The sequence below is a fragment of the Streptomyces sp. NBC_00887 genome (assembly GCF_045207585.1).
In genome coordinates, this window is sequence record NZ_CP108788.1 from 8,009,342 (window position 1) to 8,022,538 (window position 13,197).

At 68.8% G+C, this 13,197-nt stretch carries 9 protein-coding genes; 1 reads left to right on the forward strand and 8 read right to left on the reverse strand.

The features are described 5' to 3' along the window. Positions 1-52: 52 nt before the first annotated feature. From OG844_RS36495 to OG844_RS36525, 7 genes are all read right to left on the reverse strand, one after another. Positions 53-769, reverse strand: a complete 717-nt coding sequence (locus tag OG844_RS36495; protein ID WP_406389365.1) for an ABC transporter ATP-binding protein — start codon at positions 767-769, stop codon at positions 53-55. Beyond that, positions 766-1,743 (reverse strand): ABC transporter ATP-binding protein, encoded by a 978-nt coding sequence (locus OG844_RS36500; RefSeq protein ID WP_406396059.1) that lies wholly within the window; start codon positions 1,741-1,743, stop codon positions 766-768. Before OG844_RS36500 ends, OG844_RS36495 begins: the two co-directional genes overlap by 4 nt. Before the next feature lie 5 nt (positions 1,744-1,748). After that, complete coding sequence (locus tag OG844_RS36505; RefSeq protein WP_406396058.1) at positions 1,749-3,482, reverse strand: branched-chain amino acid ABC transporter permease; 1,734 nt, start codon at positions 3,480-3,482, stop codon at positions 1,749-1,751. 5 nt (positions 3,483-3,487) lie between these two features. Then, on the reverse strand, positions 3,488-4,420 hold the full coding sequence (locus tag OG844_RS36510; protein WP_406389364.1) for a branched-chain amino acid ABC transporter permease: 933 nt from the start codon (positions 4,418-4,420) through the stop codon (positions 3,488-3,490). Between the two features lie 101 nt (positions 4,421-4,521). After that, positions 4,522-5,754, reverse strand: coding sequence for a branched-chain amino acid ABC transporter substrate-binding protein (locus OG844_RS36515; RefSeq protein ID WP_406389363.1), 1,233 nt, complete (start codon positions 5,752-5,754; stop codon positions 4,522-4,524). 584 nt (positions 5,755-6,338) lie between these two features. Then, entirely contained in the window at positions 6,339-6,809 is a 471-nt protein-coding gene (locus OG844_RS36520) for a PaaI family thioesterase (protein ID WP_406389362.1), read from the reverse strand. A 98-nt stretch (positions 6,810-6,907) separates the two neighbouring features. Continuing rightward, positions 6,908-9,178: an FdhF/YdeP family oxidoreductase gene (locus OG844_RS36525; protein WP_406389361.1), complete on the reverse strand. Its 2,271-nt coding sequence runs from the start codon at positions 9,176-9,178 to the stop codon at positions 6,908-6,910. A 250-nt stretch (positions 9,179-9,428) separates the two neighbouring features. On the opposite strand from OG844_RS36525, the gene polA reads away from it, so the two are divergent. Further along, the gene (gene polA, locus OG844_RS36530) at positions 9,429-12,140 is read left to right on the forward strand and encodes a DNA polymerase I (protein ID WP_406389360.1); all 2,712 of its coding nucleotides are present in this window, start codon (positions 9,429-9,431) and stop codon (positions 12,138-12,140) included. A gap of 60 nt (positions 12,141-12,200) precedes the next feature. Here polA and OG844_RS36535 read toward each other — a convergent pair whose 3' ends face one another. Continuing rightward, the gene (locus OG844_RS36535; protein WP_406389359.1) at positions 12,201-13,067 is read right to left on the reverse strand and encodes a DUF4184 family protein; all 867 of its coding nucleotides are present in this window, start codon (positions 13,065-13,067) and stop codon (positions 12,201-12,203) included. Between the last annotated feature and the right edge of the window lie 130 nt (positions 13,068-13,197).

Genomic DNA, 13,197 nt, shown 5'->3' on the forward strand with positions numbered 1-13,197 from the left:
ACCCCGGATCGATCGGGGTGCGGGCCTCCTTCGTGTACGGGAGCGGAGGGTGTCAGTCCTCGCCGAGGTAGGCCTTGCGGACCGACTCGTCGTGGAGGAGGTCCGCGCCGGTGCCCGAGAGCACGACCTTGCCGACCTCCATGACGTGGCCCTGGTCCGCGAGGGAGAGGGCCGCCTGGGCGTTCTGCTCGACGAGCAGGATCGTGGTGCCTGCCGCCTTGAGCTCGACGATGGTCTCCATGATCTTCTGCATCATGATCGGCGAGAGTCCCATGGAGGGCTCGTCGAGCATGAGCAGCTTGGGCTGGGACATGAGTGCGCGTCCCATGGCGAGCATCTGCTGCTCGCCGCCGGAGAGGGTTCCTGCTGCCTGCTTGCGGCGTTCCCCGAGGATGGGGAAGAGGTCGTAGGCGCGCTGGATGTCCTTCTCGATGCCTGCTTTGTCCGTGCGGAGGAAGGCGCCGAGCTGGAGGTTCTCCGCGATGGTGAGGCGGGGGAAGATGTGTCGGCCCTCGGGGGAGTGGGCGAGGCCGAGTGACACGATCTTGTGTGCCGGGATGCCGGTGAGGGGCTTCCCGTCGAAGAGGATCCGGCCGCCGGAGGGCTTGAGGAGGCCGGAGAGGGTGCGCAGGGTGGTGGTCTTACCGGCGCCGTTGGTGCCGATGAGGGTGACGACCTGGCCGGCTTCGACGCTGAAGGAGATTCCCTTGACGGCTTCGATCTTGCCGTAGGCGACCCTGAGGTCCTCGACCTCGAGCAGTGCGGTCACTGGTCTTCCCCTTCTGTGCTGGTGGTGCGCTCCGTCTTGCCCGCCTTGAGGGCTTCGGATCCGGGCGTTGCCGCCTCGGCCGGGGCTTCCTCGGCTTCTGCCTCCTGGGCCTCGGGCGTGGTGTCGGCTTCGGGGGCCGGCTCCGGCTCGGGTGCCTGTGCGGGGGTTTCGGCCTTCTCGGGGGTGTCCGCCTCGAAGGGCGTGCCGAGGTAGGCGGCGACGACTCGTTCGTCGCTCTGGACGACGGAGGGCGTGCCCTCGACGAGCTTTTCGCCCTGGACGAGACAGGCGACGCGGTCGCAGAGGTTGAAGATGAAGCGCATGTCGTGCTCGATGACGAGTACGGCGATGCCCATGTCCCGGATGGCGAAGATGAGCTCTTCGGTGACGCGGGTTTCCTGCGGGTTCATGCCGGCGGTGGGCTCGTCCAGGAGGAGGAGGCCGGGGTCGCTGGCGAGGGCGCGCGCGATTTCCAGCTTGCGCTGGTCTCCGTAGGGGAGGTTGCGTGCGAGGTGGTCGGCCTTGTCCTGCAGGCCGATGAACTCGAGGAGTTCCATGGCGCGTGCGTGGGAGGCGGCTTCGGCCCTCTTGAATCCGGGGCCGCGCACGAGGGCGGACCAGAGGCCTTCCTTGGTCCTGGTGTGGCGTCCGACGAGGACGTTCTCCAGGACGGTCATGTTGGCGAAGAGCCGGATGTTCTGGAAGGTGCGGGCGATGCCGGCCTGGGTGACGAGGTGGGGCTTGGGCGGCAGGACGGTGCCCTTGTAGCTGACCTTGCCCTCGGTGGGGATGTAGAGGCCGGTGAGGCAGTTGAAGAAGGTGGTCTTGCCGGCACCGTTGGGGCCGATGAGGCCCACGATCTCGCCCGCGTTGACGGTGAGGTCGACGTTGCGTACGGCGGTGAGGCCGCCGAAGCGCATGGTGACGCCGCTGGCGTCCAGCACGGGCGTGGTGGTTGCGGTGGTGGTCGTCATGTCGTTCACGCCCCCGCCTTCACGGTGCCGACGCCGGATTCGGGCAAGGTGCCTTCGGGCGTGTCGAGTTGGCCGGTCTCGTGGTATTCGAGCTGGGCCCGCCGGTTGGCGATGAGGCCTTCCGGGCGGAAGCGCATCAGCAGGATGAGCGCGAGGCCGAAGCCGAGGAGCTGGTAGTCCTGGAGGAACTGCAGCTTCGCCGGGATCATGTACAGGAGCGTGGCGCCGATCAGGGGTCCGCTGATCGTTCCCATGCCGCCGAGGATGACTGCGGCGAGGAGGAAGGCGGAGTTGGGCGGCACGGGGCCGGCGAAGACGTACATCTCCGGGACGACGGTGCTCTGTACGTGTGCCTGGACGGTGCCGGCGAGGCCGGCGAGGGTGGCGCCGAGGGCGAAGGCGATGAGCTTGACGCGGAAGCCGTTGATGCCCATGGCGGTGGCGGCGGTCTCGTCCTCGCGGATGGCGACCCAGGCGCGGCCGATGCGGGAGCTGCCTGCGCGGCTGAAGACGAGGACCACGAGGATCATCGCGAGCAGCATGAGCAGGTAGTAGTTGGCGTATCCGCCGAGTTCGAAGCCCAGGATGGTGTGGGAGTCGCCGAAGTCGTATCCGAAGAAGACGAGGTCGGGGACGTTGGGCACGCCGTTGGGGCCGTTGGTGATCTGGGGTCCGGATACGCCGTCGAGGTTGCCGACGGTGATGCGGAAGATCTCGCCGAAGCCGAGGGTGACGATGGCGAGGTAGTCGCCGCGGAGGCGCAGTGTGGGCGCTCCGATGACGACACCGAAGATCAGGGAGACGGCTGCTCCGGTGAGGACCGCTGCCCAGAAGGGGAAGTGGACGTCGAAGGCGGAGGCGGTGGTTCCGGAGACGAGTGCGGCGGTGTAGGCGCCGACGCCGAGGAACGCGACGTATCCGAGGTCGAGGAGTCCGGCGAGGCCGACGACGATGTTCAGCCCGAGTGCGACGGTCGCGAAGATGAGGATGTTGACCGCGATGAGGGTGAACTGGTCGGTGCTCTGGGTGAAGGGGAATGCTGCGGCGGCCACGAAGGCGGCGGCCACGGCGATGGGGCGGTACTTGGTGGTGAGTGCGGAGAGCCGGGCCATGATGCCGGACTTGAACAGCGCGCCGACGGCGAAGCCTGCGGTGATCATGTAGCCGGTGAAGAGCTCGGCGTACTCGGTGTCGATGCCGTAGGTGACGACGAAGAGGCCGGTTCCGAAGGCGGCGACGATGATGAGGATCTCGGCCCAGGAGGGGAGGTCCTTGGGGCGCGTGGCCTTGCGGGTGTCGTCGGGCAGACGGAATGCGACGAGGGGGATGAGGGAGGCCACCGCTGCGACGTAGCCGCCGGGTTCCAGGTTGACCACGCCACCGAGTTCGACGGCGATGGCGATGACGGTGAACCAGGTGGTGGCGACGGCGCCGAGGGCCAGGAACTGGAGGGCCTTGGTGGTGCCGGTCGGGGCGAGCCAGCGGAAGCCCCGGATGTCGAGGGCGGCGAGTGCGTACAGGAGTACGAGGGCGCCTGCGACGAGGGTGAGGACCTGGAGGCCGCCGGGGTAGCCGTAGACGGTGAGGTCGCCGGGGAACTCGTCGGTGTAGGTCCAGGACATGAACGTGCTGGCGATGGTCGCGATGCCGCCGAGGGCGGTGAGGCGGCGCAGGCCTGCCGTCCGGGAGCCGGTGTCGGCCGGTGCGGCGGCGGTGATGTCGGTGGTTTCGGTTGTCATGGCACTCACGCCCGATCCGCGACGCGCTCGCCGAGCAGGCCTTGTGGCCTGACGAGGAGGACGACGATGAGAAGTACGAATGCCCAGACGTTGGCCCAGGCGCCGCCGCCGAGCTGCTGCATGCCGGGGATCTCTTCGATGTAGGCGATCGAGAGGGCCTCGGCGAGACCGAGGACGACTCCTCCGACCATGGCTCCGTAGATGTTGCCGATGCCGCCGAGGACTGCGGCGGTGAAGGCCTTGAGTCCGAGGAGGAAGCCCATCTCCCAGCCGATCTGGCCCTTGTCGACTCCGTAGGCGACGGCTGCGACGGCTGCGAACGCGGCACCGATGGCGAAGGCCATCACGATGATGCGGTCGGTGTTGATGCCCATGAGCTTGGCCGTGTCGGGGTCCTGTGCGGTGGCCTGCATGGCGCGGCCGCTGCGGCTCTTGGAGACGAACATGCCGAGGGCGAGCATGCACATGGGGGCGAGCACGAGGATGAAGGCATCGGCGCGCTGGATGTACAGGTTGTCGAACAGCTGGAAGGAGCCGCCGTGGAACTCGGGGAAGCTGAGGGGCTTCTTCGCGTCGGGGTAGAAGCCCCAGACGAGCTGCTGGAGGACGATCGAGAGGCCGATCGCGGTGATGAGCGGGGCGAGCCGGGGGGCGCCGCGCAGTGGTCGGTAGGCGAAGCGTTCCGCGGCTGTGGCTATGGCGACGGAGGCGATTGCGCCGCCGACGATCATGAGGGGTATGGCCACCAGTAGGGACGTTCCGCTGGGGAGCGCCATGTAGGTGGTGAGGGCGCCGAAGCCCCCGATCATGAAAATCTCGCCGTGGGCGAAATTGATGAGCTGGACGATCCCGTACACCATGGTGTACCCGATGGCTATGAGGCCATAGAGCGCGCCGAGTGCGAGACCGTTGGCCAGCTGTTGCGGCAGTTCGTTCACCGCAGGGCCTCCGATGAGCTTGTCGGATATGACGCCGCGCGAGGGCGCTGTTTTCGCCCTCGCGCGGCTACGAGCAGGTGGGACGGGGGTTGAGCGGTGGGTCAGTCCTCGAACGTGGCGCTCTTGACGTCCTTCCAGGCACCCTTCTGGACCTCGTAGACGGTGAGCTGCTTGTTCGTGGTGTCACCGAACTCGTCGAAGGCGACCTTGCCGGTCACGCCGTCGAAGGAGACCTTGGCCATGGCCTCGACGACCTTGGCGCGGGCGTCCTCGGGGAGCTTGCCGTCGTTCGCGGCGACGACGGCCTTGACGGCCTGGATGATGGCCCAGCCGGCGTCGTACGAGTAGCCGCCGTAAGCCGCGTACGGGTCCTTGTACTTCTCGGCCGCGTAGTCCGCGATGAACTTCTTGGCGGTCGGGAGGGCCTCGACCGGGTAGCCGATGGAGGTGGCGAGGTCGGTCTCGTTGGCCTCACCGGAGGCGCTGATGAAGGCCGGGTCGTAGATGCCGTCTCCACCCATGGTGGGGATCTTCGCGCCGGTCTTCTTGATCTGGTCGGAGAGCAGGCCGCCCTCGGGGTACTGGCCGCCGAAGTAGACGGAGTCGGCGCCGGATCCCTTGACCTTGTCGGCGGTGCTGGAGAAGTCGGTCTCCTTCACCGTGACGTGGTCGGTGCCGACGACCTTGCCGCCGAGGCGCTCGAACTCCGCGGAGAAGATGGCGGCGAGGCCGGCGCCGTAGGTCTGCTTGTCGTCGACGACGTAGACCTTCTTCTTCTTGGCGTCGTTGTACAGGTACTGGGCGGCGAACTTGCCCTGGACGACGTCGGTGGCGCAGGTGCGGAAGTACGTCGCGAAGGGACGCTTGAAGTCGCCCTTGCCCCAGTTGTCACCCTGGCTGAGTGCCGGGTTGGTGTTGGCCGGGGAGACCTGGACGAGGTTGGCCTTCTCGAAGTCGCCCTGCATCGACTGGGCGACGCCGGAGTTCAGCGGGCCGACGGCTCCGATGACGTCCTTCATGCCGACGAGCTTGGCTGCGTTGGCCTTGCCGGAGGCGGGGACGGCCTGGTCGTCGAGGGCTTCGATCTTGAACTCGATGCCCGGGACTTCGTTGTTCTTGTTCGCCGTCTTGGCGGCGAGGTCAACGGAGTTCTTGATGCCCTGGCCGAGTGCGGAGAGAGAGCCGGTCAGCGGGGCGTCGACGCCGATGACGACGGTGGTCTTCTTGCCGCTGTCGTCGTTCTTGCCACTGTCGTCGCGCGACCCGCAGGCGGTGAGGGTGAGTGCTCCTGTGGTGAGCACTGCGGTGAGGATGAGCGAGGAACGGTGTCGCACGAAAGGTCCTTTCCCTGGCGCGGCCTCCTCTGCTGAGGTGCCGTGACGATCGCCGGGCCGTACTGGTGGTTTAAAAGGCTGTGCAGCAGTGGCGCCCGGCGGCGCGGTGACTGGCCGTGACTCTATGGGCAGCCGAGGGGGTGCGGGACAGGTCCGCTGATGATGTGACTGTCTTGTTATGCCATGGGGAAGGGTTGGTGGGAGCAGTGTGGACATTTACGGCTTGCGAAGTGACCGCATGCTGAGAACGCGCAGCTCTGCTAAGGCGCTTGAGGCGATCTTGGTGCTGTCGCACGAATCGGGGCGCAAGGGGCGCGGCGAGGCTGTCCCTCCGGACCGGGGACGCGGCGCGCGCTATTTTTCGTGTATTGCACACCTGTTACGCAGTGTTACATCTGGGTGATGTGTTCGATTCGCTGCGGTGACCGCTGTGGCTGCTGAAGTGGCTCATGGAACGTGTGCCGTGGTCAAGGGTGTTGACCGAGCGTGGTGGTCAACGTCTCAGCCCTGCTCCGGATATGGGTCTGCCCGGTCCGGAATGCGGTGCGATTTCCGGACCGGGCAGGGGTGTTGTGGCGATCGGTTCAGCCGGCGGCGGGCGGGGGGACGTCGCGGAGCAGGCAGGTGAGGCGGGCCGTGCAGACGCGCTTGTCCTGCTCGTCGGTGATGACGATCTCGTACGTGGCGGTGGACCGGCCGCGGTGTACGGGGGTGGCGACGCCCGTGACGAGGCCGTTCCGCACCCCGCGGTGGTGGGTGCAGTTCAGGTCGACGCCGACGGCGATCTTGGTGGCGCCGCCGTGGAGCATGGTGCCGATGGAGCCGAGTGTCTCGGCGAGGACGGCGGAGGCGCCGCCGTGGAGCAGTCCGTAGGGCTGGGTGTTGCCTTCCACGGGCATGGTGCCCACGACGCGCTCGGCGGAGGCCTCGACGATCTGCACGCCCATGCGCTCGCCGAGGTGTCCGGCGGAGAAGAGGGCGGGGAGGTCGACGCCGAGTGCGGCGTACTCGTCGATGATCTCCTGGGGGAACGTGGGTGCGATGTGCTCGCCCATGGGGTCCGGCTCCGTTCGTCTGCGGTCGTTCGTTGCTGTGTGCACTGTTCTTACCAGACGGCTGAGCGAACGCTTAGCCGCTGGTGGGTCCAGGATTCTCAGGCCTTCTCGAAACGGATGACGACGGACTTGCTGGCCGGGGTGTTGCTGGTGTCGGCGGTGGCGTCGAGCGGGACGAGCACGTTGGTCTCGGGGTAGTACGCGGCGGCGCACCCGCGCGCGGTCGGGTAGTGGACGACGCGGAAGCCCGGTGCGCGGCGCTCGGCGCCGTCCTTCCACTCGCTGACCAGGTCGGTGTACGAGCCGTCGGCGAGCCCCAGGGCGCGGGCGTCCTCGGGGTTGACCATCACGATGCGCCTGCCGCCCTTGATGCCGCGGTAGCGGTCGTCGAGGCCGTAGATCGTGGTGTTGTACTGGTCGTGGGAGCGCAGGGTCTGCAGCAGCAGCCTGCCTTCGGGGAGCTCGGGGTACTCGACGGGTGCGGCGGTGAAGTTGGCCTTGCCGGTGGCGGTGGGGAAGCGCCGTTCGTCGCGGGGGGCGTGGGGGAGCGCGAAGCCGCCCGGGCGGGCGACGCGGGCGTTGAAGTCCTCGAAGCCGGGTACGACGCGTGAGATGCGGTCCCGGATCGTCCCGTAGTCCTTCTCGAACTCCTCCCACGGTGTCGTGGAGGCGGGGCCGAGGACGGCGCGGGCCAGGCGGGCGACGATCGCCGGCTCGGAGAGCAGGTGGGGGCTCGCGGGCGTGAGGTTGCCGCGGGAGGAGTGGACCAGGCCCATGGAGTCCTCGACGGTGACGAACTGCTTCTGCCCGGCCTGGACGTCCTTGTCGGTGCGGCCCAGGGTGGGCAGGATCAGGGCGCGGGTGCCGGTCACGGCGTGGGAGCGGTTGAGCTTGGTCGACACGTGCACGGTGAGCCGTGCGCGGCGCATAGCCGCTTCGGTGACGGTGGTGTCGGGTGTGGCGGCGACGAAGTTGCCGCCCATGGCGAAGAAGACCTTGGCCTCGCCGTCGCGCAGCGCCTGGATGGACCGTACGACGTCGTAGCCGTGGTGGCGCGGCGAGGTGATGGCGAATTCCCTGTCCAGGGCGTCCAGGAAGGCGGCGGAGGGCCGTTCGAAGATGCCCATGGTGCGGTCGCCCTGGACGTTGGAGTGGCCGCGCACGGGGCAGACGCCGGCGCCGGGCCTGCCGATGTTGCCGCGCAGCAGGAGGAAGTTGACGACTTCGCGGATGGTCGGCACGGAGTGCTTGTGCTGGGTGAGGCCCATGGCCCAGCAGACGATGGTCCGCTGGGAGGCGAGGACCATGGCGAGCGCTTCTTCGATGTCGGCGCGGTCCAGGCCGGTGGCGGTGAGTGTCTGCGCCCACTCGGCGGCGCGGGCCGCTTCGGCGAAGTCCTCGTATCCGTGGGTGTGCCGGGCGACGAAGTCGGTGTCGACGGCGCCCTCGGTGTCGAGGATCAGCTTGTTGAGCAGGCGGAAGAGGGCCTGGTCGCCGCCGATGCGGATCTGCAGGAAGAGGTCGTTGAGGGCGGCGCCCCTGATCATGCCGCGGGCGGTCTGCGGGTTCTTGAACCGCTCCATGCCGGCCTCGGGCAGCGGGTTCACCGAGATGATCTTCGCTCCGGCGGCTTTGGCCTCTTCGAGGGCGGAGAGCATCCGGGGGTGGTTGGTGCCCGGGTTCTGCCCGGCGACGATGATCAGGTCGGCGTGGTGGAGGTCCTCCAGGCTGACGCTGCCCTTGCCGATGCCGATGGTCTCGGTGAGTGCGGATCCGGACGACTCGTGGCACATGTTGGAGCAGTCCGGCAGGTTGTTGGTGCCGAACTCGCGGGCGAAGAGCTGGAGCAGGAACGCCGCTTCGTTGCTGGTGCGGCCCGAGGTGTAGAAGAGGGCCTCGTCGGGGGAGCCGAGCGCGGTGAGTTCCTCGGCGAGGATCCGGAAGGCGCGCTCCCAGGTCACGGCCTCGTACCGGTCGGCGCCCGCGGGCAGGTACATGGGTTGCGTGATGCGGCCCTGCTGGCCGAGCCAGTAGCCGCTGCGGGTGGCCAGGTCGGCGACGGGGTGCGCGGCGAAGAAGTCGGGGGTGACGCGGCGCAGGGTCGCCTCCTCGGCGACGGCCTTGGCACCGTTCTCGCAGAACTCGGCGGTGTGCCGCTTGTCGCCCTCGGGCCAGGCGCAGCCGGGGCAGTCGAAGCCGTCCTTCTGGTTCACCTTGAGGAGGGTCTGCGCGGTGCGGCGCACCCCCATCTGCTGCTGGGCGACGCGCAGGCTGTGGGCGACGGCGGGCAGCCCCGCGGCGGCGTGCTGGACCGCTTCGACCTGCGGCGCGTCCTGGACCGGGTCACCGGTCGGGGGCTTGGTGGCCATGGTGCTCCCCTTCGAGCGCTTGCGAACCCGCGATCCGCGCGTACGCGTCGTGGCGTCCTGTCACGTTTTCCCTGTCGGCGATGTGACTGTCTCCGATCCTGTCACGCACGGCCGCCGCGGCGTCCGGAGGGCGGCGGGGGTGCTGCGGTTTCGGGCGGGGTGCGCGGTCAGGGGCGCCCGGGCCGTGCTCGACCGGGGGACGAGCGGCGGCCGGTCCGGATTGTCGGTGGTCCGTGGCAGGATCGGGGGCGTGGCTGAGACGGCATCGAAGAAGACGGCAGACAACCGACCGCGCCTGCTCCTGATGGACGGGCACTCCCTGGCGTACCGGGCGTTCTTCGCCCTGCCCGCGGAGAATTTCACGACGGCGACGGGGCAGCCGACGAACGCCGTGTACGGCTTCATGTCGATGCTGGCGAACACGCTGCGCGACGAGGCGCCCACGCATTTCGCGGTCGCGTTCGACGTGTCCCGCAAGACATGGCGTGCGCAGAAGTTCCCTGAGTACAAGGCGAACCGTTCCAAGACCCCCGACGAGTTCAAGGGGCAGGTCGAGCTGATCGGCGAGCTCCTGGACGCGATGCACGCGGACCGGTTCGCGGTGGACGGGTTCGAGGCGGACGACGTCATCGCGACGCTGGCCACACAGGCCGAGGCGGCGGGCTTCGAGGTGCTGATCGTCACGGGCGACCGTGATTCGTTCCAGCTGATCACGGACAACGTGACGGTGCTCTATCCGACGAAGGGCGTCTCGGAGCTGACGCGTTTCACCCCGGAGAAGGTCCAGGAGAAGTACGGGCTCACGCCGGGGCAGTATCCGGATTTCGCGGCGCTGCGCGGTGACCCCTCGGACAACCTTCCGGGGATCCCCGGTGTGGGTGAGAAGACGGCTGCCAAGTGGATCAACGAGTTCGGGTCGTTCGCGGAGCTGGTCGAGCGGGCCGACGAGGTCAAGGGCAAGGCCGGCCAGAATTTCCGGGACCACCTGGACGCGGTGAAGATGAACCGCGTGCTGACCGAGATGGTCCGTGACGTGGTACTGCCGAAGTTCCCGGCCGAGCTCGAGCGTGCTCCGTACGACCGCACGGCCGTCACGGGTGTGCTGGACGTCCTGGAGATCCGCAACCCGAGCCTGCGCGAGCGGCTGCTCGCCGTCGATCCGGGTGCGGAGGAGGCCGGTCCGGCGGAGCCCGCGGCCGGCATCGAGCTGGACGGATCGGTTCTGGGCTCGGGCGAGGTCGCCCCGTGGCTGGAGGCCCATGGCGGGCAGCCGCTCGGCATGATGACCGTCGACACCTGGTCGCTGGGCACCGGCACGGTCACGGAGGTCGCGCTCGCAGCCGCTGACGGGGCCGCCGCCTGGCTGGACCCGGCCGAGCTCGACGAGGCCGACGAGCGGGCTCTGGCCGCATGGCTCGCGGACCCGGAGCGGCCGAAGGTCCTGCACAACGCCAAGAACGCCCTGCGGGTCCTCCCGGAGCAGGGCTGGCGGCTGGACGGCATCGCCATGGACACCGCGCTCGCCGCCTATCTCGTCAAGCCCGGCCGCCGCTCCTTCGCGCTGGACGCGCTGGCCGTGGAGTACCTCGGCCGTGAGCTGGCCCCCGCCCCCGCCTCCGACGGGCAACTGGCCTTCGGCGCGGACGACCGCGCGGAGGCCGATGCCCTGATGGCGCAGGCCCGCGCGGTGCTGGACCTCGGGGACGCGTTCACGACGCGTCTGCAGGAGGCCGGTGCCACCGAGCTGCTGTACGACATGGAGCTGCCCACGTCGATCATGCTGGCGCGCCTGGAGCGGCACGGCATCGCCGCCGACCGGGCCCATCTGGAGGGCATGGAGCAGCAGTTCGCCGGTGCGGTGCAGCAGGCGGTGAAGGAGGCGCATGCGGCCGTGGGCCGTGAGTTCAACCTCGGCTCGCCCAAGCAGCTCCAGGAAGTGCTCTTCGGTGAGCTGGCCCTGCCGAAGACGAAGAAGACGAAGACGGGCTACACGACCGACGCGGACGCGCTGGCGTGGCTGGCCGCGCAGACCGAGCACGAGCTGCCGGTCATCATGTTGCGCCACCGGGAGCAGGCGAAGCTGCGGGTCACGGTCGAAGGCCTGATCAAGACGATCGGTGCGGACGGCCGTATCCACACCACGTTCAACCAGACGGTCGCGGCGACGGGCCGGCTCTCCTCCACCGACCCCAACCTGCAGAACATCCCCGTCCGTACGGACGAGGGGCGGGCGATCCGCCGGGGCTTCGTCGTCGGCGAGGGTTTCGAGACGCTGATGACGGCGGACTACAGCCAGATCGAGCTGCGGGTGATGGCCCATCTCTCCGAGGACGCCGGTCTGATCGAGGCGTTCACCTCGGGCGAGGACCTGCACACGACGGTCGCCTCGCAGGTGTTCGGTGTCGAGAAGTCGGCCGTCGACGCGGAGATGCGCCGCAAGATCAAGGCGATGTCGTACGGGCTGGCCTACGGGCTCTCCGCGTTCGGGCTCTCCCAGCAGCTGAACATCGAGGCCGGGGAGGCGCGCGGTCTGATGGACACCTACTTCCTGCGGTTCGGCGGGGTGCGCGACTACCTTCACCGGGTCGTGGAGGAAGCCAGGTCCACCGGGTACACGGAGACGGTCTTCGGTCGGCGCCGCTACCTCCCGGACCTGAACAGCGACAACCGTCAGCGGCGTGAGACGGCCGAGCGGATGGCGCTCAACGCCCCGATCCAGGGGACGGCCGCCGACATCGTGAAGGTCGCGATGCTGAACGTGGACCGCGCGCTGACGGAGGCGAAGCTGACGTCGCGGATGCTGCTCCAGGTCCACGACGAAATCGTTCTGGAGATCGCGAAGGGTGAGCGGGAGCAGGTCGAGGAGATCCTGCGCCGGGAGATGTCCACGGCGGTCGAGCTCCGTGCGCCGCTGGACGTCTCCGTGGGTGTCGGCACGGACTGGGAGACGGCCGCGCACTGACGCGTCTGCCGCCTGAAAGGGGCCGCCTTCGGGGAGTGGGCCCTCCTCGATGGCGGTCCCTCAGTGCGCGTCCTCGTTCGCCGGGCGGGTCCGTGTACCGGGCCTGCCCGGCGGGCGGTGGTGGCGCGGTGTCCGCAGCCGCATCCACGCCCCGTACAGCACGAGTCCGACCGCCAGGCCCGCGCCCGCCCCGAAGCACGCGGTCGGGATGATGTCGAGCGGTGTGCTGAGCTGCCCGAAGTAGGCGTACCAGCGGGCACACCGGTGGACGACACCGAGCAGTACGCACACGGCGAGCAGGACGCCCGCCCATCGGCGCTCCGCCCGGCCGAGTACCGGTACGGACTCCGGGGCGGCCGCCGGCCCGGTCCGGCGCAGGCCCGTGTACGTGAACCAGGCCAGGACCGTCAGGGCCACGGCCGAACTCCCGTACTGGACGAACTGGAACACCGGGAAGCCGCCGATGCTGCGGCTGAGCACGGGAACGAGTTCGGTCCCCCACCGGTCGTGATGGGTGAAGGCGTCCCACACGACATGCGTGCCCGCGCCGATGACCGCGGACAGGACGAACCACAGAGCTTCGGGCACGGTCGGCAGTGTTCCGGGATCCCGCCGCCGGCCCCGTACGAAGGTGTGCACGCGGCCCTGCCACGCGGTGGGCAGGATTGCGACGAGCGGTTCGCGCAGCAGCAGCCAGAGCGCCACCAGGGCCGAGGCGATGGCCACGTCCACCGTGAACACCCCCCACACCGCGTGGGTGACCGCGCCGAACTCCATCGCCCCGGGAACGGCCGTGTCCGCGAAGTAGGTCATATCGGGTGCGAACGAACCCGCGACGAGTGCGGAGGCGGCCAGCGGGCCACGACCCGTCCCGGACCGGCGGATGCCCGGTAGTACGGCTGCGGCGTGGCTGAGCGTGAACGGCATGACGGCAAGTATGCGTGAGCCCCCGTCACTTGCCCGATCCGCCTGACCAAGGCAACGACAGCTTCGTGAAAAGTCGGTAAGAACCGGTCATGTGCCAGTGTTCGGGCGGCACAAGTTGCCGTAGGGTCGC